This is a genomic window from Sphingomonas phyllosphaerae FA2 (genome assembly GCF_000427645.1).
In the GTDB taxonomy this organism is placed as follows: domain Bacteria; phylum Pseudomonadota; class Alphaproteobacteria; order Sphingomonadales; family Sphingomonadaceae; genus Sphingomonas; species Sphingomonas phyllosphaerae.
In genome coordinates this window covers 485,332-499,111 of record NZ_KE386571.1, presented here as the reverse complement: position 1 = coordinate 499,111, position 13,780 = coordinate 485,332, and the positions used below count along the sequence as shown (strand labels likewise).

Annotated in this window: 16 protein-coding genes; 9 read left to right on the top strand and 7 right to left on the bottom strand. The window is 67.8% G+C overall.

The window, feature by feature from the left end; genetic code table 11:
* Positions 1-64: 64 nt before the first annotated feature.
* A complete protein-coding gene (gene serB / locus SPHPH_RS0102690) occupies positions 65-946 on the bottom strand; it encodes a phosphoserine phosphatase SerB (RefSeq protein WP_028965307.1) in 882 nt (293 codons plus the stop codon).
* On the opposite strand from serB, the gene miaA reads away from it, so the two are divergent.
* The 6 genes from miaA to SPHPH_RS0102660 all read left to right on the top strand — a co-directional run bounded on the left by miaA (position 945) and on the right by SPHPH_RS0102660 (position 7,324).
* Positions 945-1,850, top strand: a complete 906-nt coding sequence (miaA, locus tag SPHPH_RS0102685; protein ID WP_202900631.1) for a tRNA (adenosine(37)-N6)-dimethylallyltransferase MiaA — start codon at positions 945-947, stop codon at positions 1,848-1,850. The genes serB and miaA overlap by 2 nt on opposite strands.
* A 73-nt stretch (positions 1,851-1,923) precedes the next feature.
* Positions 1,924-3,699: an acetolactate synthase 3 large subunit gene (locus SPHPH_RS0102680; protein ID WP_202900630.1), complete on the top strand. Its 1,776-nt coding sequence runs from the start codon at positions 1,924-1,926 to the stop codon at positions 3,697-3,699.
* Positions 3,700-3,848: 149 nt separating this feature from the next.
* Entirely contained in the window at positions 3,849-4,364 is a 516-nt protein-coding gene (gene ilvN, locus SPHPH_RS0102675) for an acetolactate synthase small subunit (protein WP_028965305.1), read from the top strand.
* Positions 4,365-4,491: 127 nt separating this feature from the next.
* The gene (ilvC, locus tag SPHPH_RS0102670; RefSeq protein ID WP_028965304.1) at positions 4,492-5,511 is read left to right on the top strand and encodes a ketol-acid reductoisomerase; all 1,020 of its coding nucleotides are present in this window, start codon (positions 4,492-4,494) and stop codon (positions 5,509-5,511) included.
* A gap of 374 nt (positions 5,512-5,885) precedes the next feature.
* Positions 5,886-6,611 (top strand): hypothetical protein, encoded by a 726-nt coding sequence (locus SPHPH_RS18725; RefSeq protein WP_051272798.1) that lies wholly within the window; start codon positions 5,886-5,888, stop codon positions 6,609-6,611.
* A gap of 95 nt (positions 6,612-6,706) precedes the next feature.
* On the top strand, positions 6,707-7,324 hold the full coding sequence (locus SPHPH_RS0102660; protein WP_028965303.1) for a YceI family protein: 618 nt from the start codon (positions 6,707-6,709) through the stop codon (positions 7,322-7,324).
* Positions 7,325-7,358: 34 nt separating this feature from the next.
* Here SPHPH_RS0102660 and SPHPH_RS0102655 read toward each other — a convergent pair whose 3' ends face one another.
* Together SPHPH_RS0102655 and SPHPH_RS0102650 are read right to left on the bottom strand one after the other, a co-directional pair.
* Entirely contained in the window at positions 7,359-7,724 is a 366-nt protein-coding gene (locus SPHPH_RS0102655; RefSeq protein WP_028965302.1) for a hypothetical protein, read from the bottom strand.
* 67 nt (positions 7,725-7,791) lie between these two features.
* Positions 7,792-8,181: a BLUF domain-containing protein gene (locus SPHPH_RS0102650; RefSeq protein WP_028965301.1), complete on the bottom strand. Its 390-nt coding sequence runs from the start codon at positions 8,179-8,181 to the stop codon at positions 7,792-7,794.
* Positions 8,182-8,422: 241 nt separating this feature from the next.
* Between SPHPH_RS0102650 and leuA the strand changes: the two genes are divergently transcribed.
* Both leuA and SPHPH_RS0102640 read left to right on the top strand, forming a co-directional pair.
* Positions 8,423-10,081, top strand: coding sequence for a 2-isopropylmalate synthase (leuA, locus tag SPHPH_RS0102645; RefSeq protein ID WP_028965300.1), 1,659 nt, complete (start codon positions 8,423-8,425; stop codon positions 10,079-10,081).
* Positions 10,078-10,740, top strand: a complete 663-nt coding sequence (locus tag SPHPH_RS0102640) for an HAD-IA family hydrolase (protein WP_028965299.1) — start codon at positions 10,078-10,080, stop codon at positions 10,738-10,740. Before leuA ends, SPHPH_RS0102640 begins: the two co-directional genes overlap by 4 nt.
* A gap of 277 nt (positions 10,741-11,017) precedes the next feature.
* Here the strand turns inward: SPHPH_RS0102640 and SPHPH_RS18720 are convergent, their stop codons facing one another.
* Genes SPHPH_RS18720 through SPHPH_RS0102625 form a run of 3 tightly spaced genes read right to left on the bottom strand, consistent with a single transcriptional unit; the run spans position 11,018 to position 12,468 of the window.
* On the bottom strand, positions 11,018-11,443 hold the full coding sequence (locus SPHPH_RS18720; RefSeq protein ID WP_037489011.1) for a DUF1178 family protein: 426 nt from the start codon (positions 11,441-11,443) through the stop codon (positions 11,018-11,020).
* Positions 11,444-11,450: 7 nt separating this feature from the next.
* Positions 11,451-11,708, bottom strand: coding sequence for a glutaredoxin 3 (gene grxC, locus SPHPH_RS0102630; RefSeq protein WP_028965298.1), 258 nt, complete (start codon positions 11,706-11,708; stop codon positions 11,451-11,453).
* A 31-nt stretch (positions 11,709-11,739) separates the two neighbouring features.
* A complete protein-coding gene (locus tag SPHPH_RS0102625) occupies positions 11,740-12,468 on the bottom strand; it encodes a ComF family protein (protein WP_037487935.1) in 729 nt (242 codons plus the stop codon).
* Positions 12,469-12,516: 48 nt separating this feature from the next.
* Here SPHPH_RS0102625 and SPHPH_RS0102620 point away from each other — a divergent pair, with 48 nt between their 5' ends.
* The gene (locus SPHPH_RS0102620; protein WP_028965296.1) at positions 12,517-13,353 is read left to right on the top strand and encodes a class I SAM-dependent methyltransferase; all 837 of its coding nucleotides are present in this window, start codon (positions 12,517-12,519) and stop codon (positions 13,351-13,353) included.
* 8 nt (positions 13,354-13,361) lie between these two features.
* On the opposite strand, the gene SPHPH_RS0102615 is transcribed toward SPHPH_RS0102620, so the two are convergent.
* Positions 13,362-13,748: a response regulator gene (locus SPHPH_RS0102615; protein WP_028965295.1), complete on the bottom strand. Its 387-nt coding sequence runs from the start codon at positions 13,746-13,748 to the stop codon at positions 13,362-13,364.
* Positions 13,749-13,780 lie beyond the last annotated feature (32 nt).

The following is a 13,780-nucleotide window of genomic DNA, read 5'->3' as shown; positions in this document are numbered from 1 at the left end:
TCCCCCGTTGATCCGTGTGGCTGCTTGCCACGCGGATGGTGGAGGAAGCGTTAATGGCGATCCGTCAAACGGTTGCCCATTCGGCGCGCGGCACACCCTGCGCCCACAGCAACGCGGTCAGATCGCCGTGCTCGATACGCGCCGCCGCTGCCGCCGCGACGATCGGCTTGGCATGATAAGCGACGCCGAGCCCGGCGACCTCGATCATCGCCAGATCGTTCGCGCCGTCGCCGACCGCCAGCGTCGCGGCATCGGCGAGCCCGAGCGCGGCGCGGGTGTCGAGCAAGGTTTCGCGCTTCGTCGCGGCTCCAACGATCGGGCGTGCGACGGTACCCGACAGCGCCGCGCCGTCGATCTCCAGCACGTTGGCGATCGCGCGATCGAAGCCGATCTCGGCGGCGACCGGCTCGGCGAAGCGGGTGAAGCCGCCCGACACCAGCACCGCGCTCGCCCCCCAAGCGCGCATCGTGCGCACCAGCTCGCGCGCGCCCGGCATCAGCTGCACGCGCTCGGCACGACAGGTATCGATCACCGCCGCGTCGAGCCCCTTGAGCAAGGCCACACGCGCGTCGAGCGCCGCCTCGAAATCGAGTTCGCCGCGCATCGCCGCCTCAGTGATCGCGGAGATCTTCGGCTTGAGGCCGGCATAATCAGCGAGTTCGTCGATGCACTCGACGGTGATCATCGTCGAATCCATGTCGGCGACGAGCAGCATCTTGCGGCGTCCGTCGCGCGGCTGGACGACGACGTCGACGCGATCGAACGCGCCCTCCAGCGCGGCGCGGGCGTCCGCCGGGGCCAGCTCGAATTGCCAGTCGGCGGCGTCGCCCTCGTCGATCCATGCCATCGTCGTCGGTGCGCAGCCCGCCGCCGCGAGGCGGTCATGCGCCTCGGCCATGATGTTGGGCGTCAGCCGCCCTGCTGCTATCAGCGTCGCCGTGAACATGCCTAACCCCGCAAAGCCAAGGCTGGCGCTCATCGCAGGGCCGACCGCCAGCGGCAAGAGCGCGCTCGCGATTGAACTGGCGGAACGCGTTGGCGGGATGGTGATCAACGCCGACGCCAGCCAGGTGTATCGCGACCTGCGCGTACTGTCGGCACGCCCCTCCCCCGTCGACGAGGTACGCGTGCCGCATCGGCTGTTCGGCTATGTCGACGGCGCGGAGGCGTGCTCGGCGGCGCGCTGGGCGGCGGATGCGGCGGCGGAAGTGCGTCGTGTTCATGCGGCCGGCGCCGTGCCGGTGCTGGTCGGCGGGACCGGGTTGTACCTGCGCACACTGCTCGACGGGATCGCGCCGGTGCCGGAGATCGACGCCGAGGTGCGCGCGACGGTGCGGGCGCTGCCGGTCGCCGAGGCGTATGTGGCGCTGTCGCGGGAAGACCCGGAAGCGGCGGTGCGGCTCAACGCGCGCGATACGACGCGGGTCGCGCGCGCGCTGGAGGTGGTGCGATCGACCGGGCGACCGCTGGCGGCATGGCAGGCGGATCGCAGCGGCGGGATCGGCGAGGCGCTCGACGTGCGCGGACTGGTGCTGCTGCCCGATCGCGAGACGTTGATGGCGCGCTGCGATGCGCGGCTGGTGCAGATGTTCGACGAGGGGGGAGTCGAAGAGGCCGCCGCGCTGCTCGCGCGCACCGACGTGCCCGCCGATGCGCCGGTACGGCGCGCGATCGGGGTGCCCGAAATCGCTGCTATGCTCTCCGGCACGCTGTCACGCGTCGACGCACTGGCGGCTTCGCAGCTCGCCACTCGGCGTTACGCCAAGCGACAATATACGTGGTTCCGCAATCAGTTACCCGCCGACTGGCGATGCTGCACCGCGTCAAATTCGCAATTTTATTTCGCATAAAGCTGTTGACGCGTAACTTTCTATGCCGTAGCGCCCCCGGACCCGGCAGGCTAAGACGTCTGCCCCTTCCCCAATGAGGAGACGTGACGTGACCGAGAAGAGCGGAGCAGACATCCTGGTCGAGGCGCTGTGCGATCTCGGCGTGGAGGTCGTGTTCGGCTATCCGGGCGGTGCCGTCCTGCCGATCTACGACGCCTTGTTCCGTTCGAAGCGCATTCGCCACATTCTCGTGCGTCACGAACAGGCGGCCACCCATGCCGCGGAAGGCTATGCGCGCTCGACCGGCAAACCCGGCGTCGTGCTCGTCACCTCCGGCCCCGGCGCGACCAACGCGGTCACCGGGATCACCGATGCGCTGCTCGACTCGATTCCTATGGTGGTCATCACCGGGCAGGTGCCGACCGCGCTGATCGGCTCGGACGCGTTCCAGGAGGCCGATACCGTCGGCATCACGCGTCATTGCTCGAAGCACAATTATCTCGTGAAGGACCCGGCGCGGCTCGGCGCGGTCATCCATGAGGCGTTCCATATCGCCACCTCGGGCCGCCCCGGGCCGGTGGTTGTGGACATCCCCAAGGACGTGCAGGTCGCGACCGCCGGCTATGCCAAGCCCGGCCCGATCCAGCACAAGACCTATCGCCCGCAGATCAAGGCCGACCGCGCCGCGATCGAGCAGGTCGTCGACATGCTGGCGGCGGCGGAGCGTCCGGTGCTCTATACGGGTGGCGGCGTCATCAACTCGGGTCCGGCCGCGTCGCAGCTGTTGCAGGAGCTGGCGAAGATCACCGGCGCGCCGGTGACCTCGACGCTGATGGGGCTCGGCGCCTATCCCGCGAGCGGGCCGCAATGGCTCGGGATGCTGGGCATGCACGGCACCTATGAAGCGAACATGGCGATGAACCAGGCCGATCTGGTCGTCGCGATCGGCTCGCGCTTCGACGACCGGGTCACGGGGCGGCTCGACGCCTTTTCGCCCAACAGCCGCAAGGTGCATATCGACATCGACCGGTCGAGCATCAACAAGACGGTGCGGATCGACCTTCCGATCGTCGCCGATGCCGGCCATGCGATGCAGGACATGATCCACGTCTGGAAGGCGCGCCAGCATCCGAAGCCCGACATCGCCGAATGGCTGCGGCGGATCGAGGGCTGGCGGGCGCGCAAGTGCCTCGACTTCCCCGAGACCGGGCCGAACGAGAACAATGGCGAGATCATGCCGCAGCGTGCGGTGCGCGCGCTGTACGACGCCACGCATCGCCGCCAGCCGATCATCACCACCGAGGTCGGTCAGCACCAGATGTGGGCTGCGCAACATTTCGGGTTCGATCTGCCGAACAAATGGCTGACCAGCGGTGGACTGGGCACGATGGGCTACGGCCTGCCTGCCGCGATCGGCGCGCAGCTCGGCAACCCGAATGCGCTGGTCATCGACATCGCGGGCGAGGCGTCGATCCAGATGAACATTCAGGAGCTGGCGACGGCGACGCAATATCGCCTGCCGGTCAAGGTGTTCATCCTCAACAACGAATATATGGGCATGGTCCGCCAGTGGCAGGAGCTGACCTATGAGAGCCGCTATGCCGAGAGCTATTCGGATTCGCTGCCCGATTTCGTGAAGCTGGCCGAGGCCTATGGCTGGAAGGGCATCCGTATCGAGCGGCCCGACCAGCTGGAGGCCGGGATCGCCGAGATGCTGGCGCATGACGGTCCGGTGATGGTGGATTGCATGGTGGCGAAGCTCGCCAATTGCTTCCCGATGATCCCGAGCGGCGCGGCGCACACCGACATGATCCTGCAGGCCAACGAGGTCAGCGGAACGATGGACGACGAGGCCAAGGCGCTGGTTTGATGAAAGCCCTCTCCCTTTCAAGGGGGGGGTTGGGGGTGGGTGGCGTGCTCGCATACGGCGCAAGGTGCGCCCCGCCCTCCGTACACCGCCAGGACGCTAACCCACCCTCAACCCCCTCCCTTCAAAGGGAGGGGAGTCAGGAATGTTAAATGCACATCCGTGAAGAGAAAGCCGAACGCCATACGCTGGCGGTGATCGTCGACAACGAACCGGGCATCCTCGCCCGGATCGCCGGGCTGTTCACCGCGCGCGGCTACAATATCGAGAGCCTGACGGTCAGCGAGATTACCGCCGACAAGGCGGTCAGCCGCATTACGATCGTTACCAGCGCCAGCCCGGCGACACTGGAGCAGATCGTCGCGCAGCTCGACCGGCTGGTGCCCGTCCACCGCGTCCACGACCTGACCGCCGAGGGCGATCACGTCGAGCGCGAGCTTGCGCTGGTCAAGGTTCGCGGCACCGGCGATCATCGCATCGAAGCGCTGCGGCTCGCGGAGGTATATCGCGCGCGCGTCGTCGACGCGACGACCAGCAGCTTCGTGTTCGAGGTGACGGGCGGCACGAGCAAGATCGACAAGTTTCTGGAATTGATGGCGGAAGTCGGCCTGATCGAGGTCGCGCGCACCGGCATCGTTGCGATCGCCCGCGGCAAGGACGCGGCCTGAGTTTATCGTTTTACATCAACACCACGTCACCCCCGGACTTGATCCGGGGTCCCGCTTCTTCTGCCACACCGGCGAAAAGCGGGACCCTGGCGCAAGGCCGGGGCGACGAAGAAAGGAGTAGAATATCATGAAGGTCTATTACGATCGCGACGCCGATCTGAATCTCATCACCGGCAAGAAGATCGCCATCGTCGGCTACGGCTCGCAGGGTCACGCCCATGCGCAGAACCTGCGCGACTCGGGCGTCACCGATGTCGCAATCGCGCTGCGCGAAGGCTCGGCGACCGCGAAGAAGGCCGAGGGCGCCGGGTTCAAGGTGATGAGCACCAAGGATGCCGCGGCATGGGCTGACATCCTGATGATCCTCGCTCCCGACGAGCATCAGGCCGCGATCTACGAGGACGATATCAAGGGCCGAATGAAGCCCGGCAGCGCGCTCGCCTTCGCGCACGGGCTCAACGTCCACTTCGGGCTGATCGAGCCGCCGGCGGACATCGACGTCATCATGATCGCGCCGAAGGGCCCGGGCCATACCGTGCGTAGCGAATATGTCCGCGGCGGCGGCGTGCCGTGCCTGATCGCGATCCATCAGGACGCGAGCGGCAACGCGCATGACGTTGCGCTCGCTTATGCATCGGGCGTCGGCGGCGGCCGTTCGGGGATCATCGAAACCAATTTCCGCGAAGAGTGCGAAACGGATCTGTTCGGCGAGCAGGCCGTGCTGTGCGGCGGCGCCACCGCATTGGTCCAGGCGGGCTTCGAGACGCTGGTCGAGGCGGGCTACGCCCCCGAAATGGCCTATTTCGAGTGCCTTCACGAACTGAAGCTGATCGTCGACCTGATGTATGAGGGCGGCATCGCCAATATGCGCTACTCGATCTCTAACACCGCCGAATATGGCGACATCAAGACCGGTCCGCGCATCATCACCGAAGAGACCAAGAAGGAAATGAAGCGCGTGCTCGCCGACATCCAGTCGGGCCGCTTCGTGCGTGACTTCGTGCTCGACAACCGCGCCGGCCAGCCCGAACTGAAGGCCAGCCGCATCGCCGCGAAGCGCCACCCGATCGAACAGGTCGGCAGCGAACTGCGCGCGATGATGCCGTGGATCGGCGCGAACAAGCTGGTGGACAAGGAAAAGAACTGATCGCAGCGCAGCGCGCGGCAGCCCTGCTGCCGCCCGACTGCGCCAGATCGGCCGGCGCGGCAGAGCCGGCCCATAGGGCCCGGCTTTGCCGGGGCCGACGGGCCGGCGGGTTGGGGGGCATCGCGCACCTCCTCTGGCGTCATTCCCGCGAAGGCGGGTATCCAGAACCTCGGACGTATCGGCCTTTACGACGACCTGCGCGTCTGGATCCCCGCCTTCGCGGGAATGACGTTACTTGCGCCCACCACCTAACCGCTTTGTAACCCCGAAGCCGATTGCCGCCCGCGGCTCCCTCCTGTAATCGCGCGCAGATGCGGACGGCGACGTACCGAGCTTCGTCGTACCGGACCCGTCAAGACACGGGCAGCCGCGTCGTGTCGGTGCTGCTGGCGATCGGCATCGCGATCGCGATCATCCTCGCGCTGCTGACGATGGGCGGCGTGGTGCACGGCGACTTCGGCGACGGACGCCGGCTGGTCAGCTTCGACGTACGCAACGAAGGCGCGAAGCAACAGAAATCGGACACGCAAAAGGCGCAGCGCCAGCAGGCCGCGCCGACCCGCAGCGAGATCACCACGCCGCGCGTCGTCACCCCGCGCCCGGTGCCCGCCCCGCCGCTCCCCGAGCAACCGCTGCATCTGCCGGGCGTGATGATCCTCAACCACGTCGATTATGCCGCCTCCGACATCGGCACGATCAAGGGCACCGCCGGTCCGTCTGCGAGCGGCAAGGGCGATAGCGGACGCGGTGACGACACGCAGACCGTCGGGCTAGGGCCGGGCGGCGAGCCGCTGTACGCCGCCGAATGGTATCGCCGTCCCCGCCCCGCCGAGACGCAGCCGTACATGCCGCGCGGCAAGACCGGCTGGGGGATGGTGGCGTGCCGCACCGCGCCGCGCTTCCATGTCGAGGATTGCCGCGAGCTGGGCGAGACGCCGGGCTCCGGGATCGGGCGCGCGCTGCGGCAGGCGGCGTGGCAGTTCCTCGTGAGGCCGCCGCGCAAGGGCGGGACCGAGTTGATCGGCGCATGGGTGCGGATCCGCTTCGACATCATCCCCAACGGCGGCGCGGAGCCAGATCAGGAACCCGCGGGCGAATAGCGGCCTCGCGGCGAAATGATCCGTTTCGTGCGCGGCGTCTTCGCACCGACGCGAAACTGTGGTGCAACCGCGCACACCACAGGAGGATCAACAACATGCGTCCGATCATCGCCGCCGTTCTCGCCACGACACTCGCGGTTCCCGCCGTCGCGCAGCTCGCGACCACCGCGCAGCAGCCCGGCCAGCCGCAGGCGGCGCGCGTCGCCGCCGGCACCTATCAGGTCGACCCCGCGCACACGCAGGTGACGTGGGAGGTCAACCACATGGGCTTCTCGATGCTGCAGGGCCAGTTCGGCGCGCAGGGCGGCTCGATCACCATCGACCCGAAGAAGCCCGCCGCGACCAAGGTCGACGTGACCTTCGCGATCAACGAGCTGTCGACCACCTCGGCGCCGTTTGCCAAGCACCTCAAGTCGGGCGATTTCTTCGATGCCGCAGCCAATCCGACCGCGCGCTTCGTCTCCACATCGGTGACGCCGCGCGGGCCGAACCGCGCGACGCTGAACGGCGATCTGACGATCAAGGGCGTCACCGAGCCGGTCGCGCTGGACGTCACGTTCGTCGGCGCGGGCACCAACCCGATGAGCAAGAAGGTCAACTTCGGCTTCACCGGCACCGGCACGATCAAGCGCAGCGACTTCGGCCTCGGCTATGCCGCGCCGGTCGTGTCGGACAACGTCAAGCTGACGGTGCAGGCGGCGTTCACGGCCTGATTGCCCTCCCGGCCCCGCCACGCGGGGCCGGGCGTTACTGCCCGAGCGAGTAGGCCGCGCCGAACTTGCCGTCCTTGCGGTGACCGATGCTCCAGATCGCCGTCGTCCCGCCCGCGAATTTGACCGCATAGGTTTCGATGCGCGTGTCGCCGTCGCCTTCGCCCTTGATGAACGACAGGTCGCCGACCGCGCCAAGTGCCGTCAAGCCGGGCTGCATCTGTGGCAATTGCGCGCGGCATGCGGACAGCAACGGCTCGGCCATCAGATCGTCGGGACAGCGTCCGCCCGCCGCATCGGTCAGCATCTTGCGCAGCGCGGGACCATAGTCACCCGTGTCCGCCGCCGACGCGGCACTCGCCGCCGCCATCCCGATCGCCGCCGCCATGATGATCGCGCGCATCGTTAACCTCCCCGTCTGCTTCGAGGAAGGTTATTGCGCCGTGCCGAGCGGCGGGCAAGCGACGATCTCAGGCGGCGCGGTGCAGCTGGACGAAGCCGTCGAAGGTCGCGCGCACCGAAGGCGAGGCCTGCGCGACCAGCGTCCGGACGCGCGCCACGAAGGCGTCGGCATCGTCGCCGACGACGCGTTCGGCCATCGCCCACGCCCCGAACTCGCGTGTGCTGACGTCGCGAGACGAAAGCACCACCATTGCGCGATGCCGCGGATCGGCGTCGATCCGGGCCATCGCCCGCTCGATGTTTGCGGGATCGCCCTCGAGCACCTGAAGGAACCGCTTGCCATTGGTATAGAGCAGGCCGGTCAAACCATCGCGCGCGTTGTTACGGCGCGAAGTGGCCAGGATCGCGGCCGTATCCACTGTTCCGGTGGCCGTGCTGATATAGACGATCTGTAACATGCAAACTCCCGTCAACGCCGTAAATGGCCGGGAAACCTTGCTTTTTCCTCAATAAAATCGCGGCACTGGACAGTGGCCGGTCTCGCGGGGTAGGCACGGCCCCAATGACGCGTGGCCCGGCCCTTCTTCTGCGACTTACGCGCCCTTAGGCGCGAACCTGCCGACGCGTGCATCGCACGCGCGACGCGCCTAAGGGCTGATCCGACCTTTCCCCGACGCTCCTGCATAAGAGAGCCCCGTGATGTTGCGCGATCCTTCCGTCAAATACCGCCCCTTCCCGACCGTCGACCTGCCCGACCGGCGCTGGCCGTCGAACACGATCACGCGCGCGCCGCGCTGGTTGTCGACCGATTTGCGCGACGGCAATCAGGCGTTGATCGACCCTATGGATGCCGAGAAGAAGACGCGTTTCTTCGACCTGCTGGTGAAGGTGGGATTGAAGGAGATCGAGGTCGGCTTCCCCAGCGCCGGCGCGACCGAGTTCGACTTCATCAGCGGGCTGGTGCGCGACGGTCGCGTGCCCGACGACGTCTCGATCCAGGTGTTGACGCAATCGCGCCGCGACCTGATCGAGCGCAGCTTCGAGAGTTTGGAGGGCGCGAGGACCGCGATCGTCCACGTCTACAATGCGGTCAGCCCGGCGTGGCGCAAGATCGTGTTCGGGATGACGCGCGACGAGGTGAAGAACATCGCAGTCGAGGGCGCGAAGGTGCTGCGTGACGAGGCGGCGAAGCGGCCGGACACGCGCTGGCAGTTCGAATATTCTCCCGAAACCTTCTCCACCGCCGAGCTGGATTTCTCGGTCGAGGTCTGCGCGGCGGTGATGGAGGTGCTGCGCCCGACCGCCGACGCGCCGATCATCCTCAACCTGCCCGCGACCGTCGAGTGCGCGACGCCGAACGTCTATGCCGACCAGATCGAATGGTTCGGGCGCAATATCCCCAACCGCGAGGCGGTGGTGATCTCGCTCCACACGCACAACGATCGCGGCACCGGGGTCGCCGCCGCCGAGCTTGGGCTGATGGCGGGTGCGGACCGTGTCGAGGGCTGCCTGCTCGGCAATGGCGAGCGAACCGGCAATTGCGATCTCGTGACCGTCGCGCTCAACATGTACACGCAAGGCACCGACCCGCAGCTCGACCTGTCGAACATCGACGAGATCGTGAAGACGGTCGAATATGCGACGAACATCCCGGTGCATCCGCGCACGCCTTACGCCGGCGATCTGGTGTTCACCGCCTTTTCGGGCAGCCATCAGGACGCGATCAAGAAGGGTTTCGCGGCGCAGGCGGCGCGCAACGACACTTTGTGGGAAGTGCCGTATTTGCCGATCGACCCGGCCGATCTGGGTCGCAGCTACGAGGCGGTGATCCGCGTCAATTCGCAGAGCGGCAAGGGCGGGGTCGCCTGGGTGCTGGAGCAGGACAAGGGGTTGAAGCTCCCCAAAAGGATGCAGGCCGATTTCAGCCGCCACGTTCAGGCGCTCGCCGACGAAAGCAGCCGCGAGCTGAACGCCGCCGACATCTGGGGCGCGTTCGAACAGACGTATCTGCCGGGCAGCGGCGACCGCTTCGTGCTGCGTGACTATGAGGAGACAGGCGCGACCGGTGAGCGCGTATTCGTCGGGCGCGTGGCGATCGACGGCGAGGAACGCTCGCTGTCCGGGCGCGGCAATGGCTTGATCTCGGGGGTGATCGCGGCGCTTGCCGACAGCACCGGACCCGATCTGGACGTCGTCGATTATAGCGAACATGCGATCGGCCACGGCGCGGGTGCGCAAGCGGTTGCCTATCTCGAATGCCGCACAGGCGACGGCCGCACCGTGTGGGGGGTCGGGATCGACAGCGACATCGCGACCGCCAGCGTCCGCGCGGTGCTCTCGGCGGCGAATCGCGCGTGACGCGCCGCTACGCCGCCTTCCTGTTCGACATGGACGGGACGCTGATCAACAGCATCCCGTCCGCCATTCGTGCATGGACGGCATGGGCGGAGAAGCATGCGATTGACGTCGACGCGCTGATGGCGGTGATGCACGGGGTCCGCGCAATCGAGACAATCCGCCGCTTCGCACCACCCGGCGTCGACCCGCAAGCGGAGTTCGAGGCATTGTTGCAGGCCGAGATCGACGATGTTGCCGATGTGGTCGAGATCGCGGGCGCGGCGGCGTTCACGCGCGCGCTACCCGCGGATCGCTGGGCGATCGTAACCTCCGCGCCGCGCTCGCTGGCGGAGGTGCGGTTGCGTGCCGCCGGGCTGGCGGCTCCGAAGGTGATGGTGACGGCCGACGATATCGAGAGGGGCAAGCCCGCGCCGGATTGCTTCCTTCTCGCCGCCGAACGACTGGGCGTGGCGGCAAACGACTGTCTGGTGTGGGAAGATGCGCGGGCCGGGATCGCTGCGGGCGAAGCGGCGGGCGCGGACGTGATGGTCATCACCGCGACGCATCACCAGCCGCTGGAAACCGCGTACGGCAGCGTCGAGGACTATCGCGCGCTGTCGGTCGAGATTGCGGAGGACGGCGCCTTGTTGCTGCACGAACCGATGACGGCGGAGAACTGATCCCACTTCCGTCATTCCCGCGAAGGCGGGAACCCAGACGCGCAGGTTCTCGCAAGGGTCGCACCGTCAGAGGTTCTGGATTCCCGCCTTCGCGGGAATGACAATTTGACGGCAGAAACGAACGCCGGGTGACGGCGTCAGCCCACTTGCGCCTTCCTGACCCGTGCCAAGCCAACATGTGCCATTCGCCCTGAGCTTGTCGAAGGGCGTGTACCCGCCACCTGCTTCGACAAAGCTCAGCACGAACGGGCGCTGCTTGAGCCTGTCCCGGCGTTACTCAGTTCACCGTTTCCGGCGGCGTGACCGGCAGCGGCAGCGGGGCGATTGGCACGCCTTCGTCCACCAACTGCTTCGCTTCGGCGAGGCTCGCCTGGCCGTGGATCGGCGCGTCGGGCTTGTCGCCCACGTGCATCGCGCGCGCCTCGGCGGCGAAATCGCTCCCGACCCAGCGCGATCCGGCTAGCGCCCGGCGCTGTGCCTCGGCGACCTTCGCGAGCAAAGCCTTGGCCTCGGCGGGCGCAACGCTGCGATTGCCCTTGGGCGCGACGTTGGGCGCCATGACTGCCTTTTCGACGTCCGCCGCGCCACATGACGGGCATTCCAGCAATCCACGCGTGCGCTGGTCGTCATAGGCGGCGGACGAGGCGAACCATGCCTCGAACACGTGACCGTCGCGCGCGCACCGCAGGTCGAACACGATCATCGCATCGTCAGCGGCCGAGCAGCGCATCGAGCTTGCCCGCGCGTTCCAGCGCGGCAAGATCATCCGAGCCGCCGACATGCGTGCCGTCGATGAAGATCTGCGGAACGGTGGTGCGACCGCCGGCGCGCTCGATCATTTCGCCACGCCTGGCGGTGTTCATGCCGATATCCGTCTCTTCCACCGCGACATCCTTCGATGCCAGCAGGTTCATTGCGCGCGCGCAATAGGGACAGAATGCCTTGGTGTAGATCTCGACCTTTGCCATCACCCCTAGGTGTGGGCGACGACCCGCGCTGTCAATCGCTTGCGCCCTCGATCACCCGCGCCCAGGCGAGGATCGTCACCGACGCCGCGCCACCGGCGCGCAGCACCTTGACGCACGCCTCGGCCGTCGCGCCGCTGGTGTAGACGTCGTCGACCAGCACCAGCGAAGCGCCCCTGACGGCGTCCCGACCACGTTCGGTCAGGCGGAACGCGCCCGCCACGGTCGCACGCCGCTCGCGCGCGGAGCGATCGCGGAGCGGCGGGGTCGCTCGGTGGCGTTGCAGCGCATGCAGGTCGACGGGCAGGTCAGCGCGCTTGCCCAGCGCCGTCGCGATCAGCGCCGCCTGATTGTACCCGCGGGACCACAAGCGGCGGCGATGCAGCGGCACCGGGATCAGCCGCGTCGCATCCGTTGGCAAATGGCGCAGCATCAATGCGGCCATCGTCGCGGCATAGAAGGGGCGCGCGCCATATTTGAGCCGCAGCGCGACGGTGCGCGCCACCGCGCCATAAGCGACCGCCGCGCGAACGCCGGCATGGCCGGGCGGGTCGGCGAGACAGGCGGCGCACATCGCCCCCTCGCCGCGATCGAACGCAAACGGAAGGTTGCAACCCGCGCACCACGGCGGACCGAGGAAGCGCAGGCTCGACCAGCAGGAGGCACAAAAACGCCCCTGCCCCGCAACGGTGGCGCCGCACCCCGCGCAGCGCGGCGGAAGCACGAGGTCGAGCAGGCCGGGCGGGAGCAGGCGGGGCGGCACGCCCGACCTTGTGGCGCGGGCCGCGAACGGGCACAAGCCACGCGCATCATGGCCTCCCCCGACATCTTCGACCGCGCCGCGCGCCGCCTCCGCCGCGACCGTGCCGCCATCGGCTATGCCGACCACGATTTCCTGCGCGCCGCGATGATCGAGGGGATCGTCGACCGGCTGGGTGCGGTGAAGCGCGACTTCACCGACGTCCTCGATCTCGGCTGTTTCGATGGATCGTTCCCGCCGCCCGCGGGGGCAAGGGTCGCGCGGTTCGATCCGGGCTTTGCCTTCGCGCGCGCGGCGGGCGGGGTGCAGGGCGACGAAGACCGGCTGCCGTTCGCGGACGGCGCGTTCGATCTGGTGGTCGCGGCAGGGACGCTCGACAGCGTCGGCGACCTGCCCGGCGCGCTGACCCTGATCCGGCGGACGCTGCGCCCGGACGGGCTGTTCCTCGGCGCGTTCGTCGGCGGAAACAGCCTGTCGACGTTGCGCGCAGTGCTGCGCGAGGCGGAGGGCGAGCGCCCGGTAGCGCGGCTTCATCCACAGGTCGATCTGCGCTCGGCGGGGGATCTGCTGGTGCGCGCGGGGTTGACGCTGCCGGTCGCCGATAGCGAGACGCTGACGGTGCGCTATGGCGCGTTCGGGCGGTTGCTCGACGATCTGCGCGGGATGGCGGGCAGCAACGTGCTCGCCACGCGGCATCCGCTGCGCCGCGACGTGCTGGCGCGCGCAGCAGCGGCCTTCGCCGCGCGCGCGGACCCGGACGGCCGGACGGCGGAGCGGTTCGACCTGATCTTCCTGACCGCGTGGTCGCCCTCTCCCGACCAGCCCCAGCCGGCGCGGCGCGGCAGCGCAGGGGCGTCATTGGCGGCTGCGCTGCGGCCGCAGGGGTAATAACGCGCTCAGATCAGCGCGGCGTCGCCATCCTCGGCGAGCAGGCGGCCCATCGCGTCGAACAATTCGTCCATCGCCACCGGCTTGAAGATCACGTCGTTCGCACCCGCCGCGACGCAGCGCTGGCGCAGGTCGACCGCGGTGTCGGCGGTGACGACGATGATCGGCAGCCGCGCCTTGGCATCGGTGCGCGCGCGGATGTGGCCGATCGCGGTAAGCCCGTCCATGCCGGGCATCCGCAGGTCGATCAATGCAATCGCGAAATCATGCGTGTCGATCAGTTCCAGCCCGATTTCGGCGCTCTCGGCCTCGACCATCTCGACATCGGCGACGTCCAGCATGTCGCGCACGACACGGCGGTTCATCCGGTCATCCTCGATGAACAGCACCGTCATCGCTGCCATGTTCCGCCCTTCCTGCACAACGC

What these genes read in the sequence shown, in the direction of transcription:
- SPHPH_RS0102660 (WP_028965303.1), top strand. Translation starts at nt 6,707, where the DNA reads ATGCGTCCGATCATCGCCGCCGTTCTCGCCACGACACTCGCGGTTCCC.
- leuA (WP_028965300.1), top strand. Translation starts at nt 8,423, where the DNA reads ATGTTGCGCGATCCTTCCGTCAAATACCGCCCCTTCCCGACCGTCGAC.
- SPHPH_RS0102655 (WP_028965302.1), bottom strand. Translation starts at nt 7,724, where the DNA reads ATGCGCGCGATCATCATGGCGGCGGCGATCGGGATGGCGGCGGCGAGT.
- SPHPH_RS0102680 (WP_202900630.1), top strand. Translation starts at nt 1,924, where the DNA reads ATGAGGAGACGTGACGTGACCGAGAAGAGCGGAGCAGACATCCTGGTC.
- grxC (WP_028965298.1), bottom strand. Translation starts at nt 11,708, where the DNA reads ATGGCAAAGGTCGAGATCTACACCAAGGCATTCTGTCCCTATTGCGCG.
- miaA (WP_202900631.1), top strand. Translation starts at nt 945, where the DNA reads ATGCCTAACCCCGCAAAGCCAAGGCTGGCGCTCATCGCAGGGCCGACC.
- ilvN (WP_028965305.1), top strand. Translation starts at nt 3,849, where the DNA reads ATGCACATCCGTGAAGAGAAAGCCGAACGCCATACGCTGGCGGTGATC.
- SPHPH_RS0102620 (WP_028965296.1), top strand. Translation starts at nt 12,517, where the DNA reads ATGGCCTCCCCCGACATCTTCGACCGCGCCGCGCGCCGCCTCCGCCGC.
- serB (WP_028965307.1), bottom strand. Translation starts at nt 946, where the DNA reads ATGTTCACGGCGACGCTGATAGCAGCAGGGCGGCTGACGCCCAACATC.
- SPHPH_RS0102650 (WP_028965301.1), bottom strand. Translation starts at nt 8,181, where the DNA reads ATGTTACAGATCGTCTATATCAGCACGGCCACCGGAACAGTGGATACG.
- SPHPH_RS0102615 (WP_028965295.1), bottom strand. Translation starts at nt 13,748, where the DNA reads ATGACGGTGCTGTTCATCGAGGATGACCGGATGAACCGCCGTGTCGTG.
- ilvC (WP_028965304.1), top strand. Translation starts at nt 4,492, where the DNA reads ATGAAGGTCTATTACGATCGCGACGCCGATCTGAATCTCATCACCGGC.
- SPHPH_RS18720 (WP_037489011.1), bottom strand. Translation starts at nt 11,443, where the DNA reads ATGATCGTGTTCGACCTGCGGTGCGCGCGCGACGGTCACGTGTTCGAG.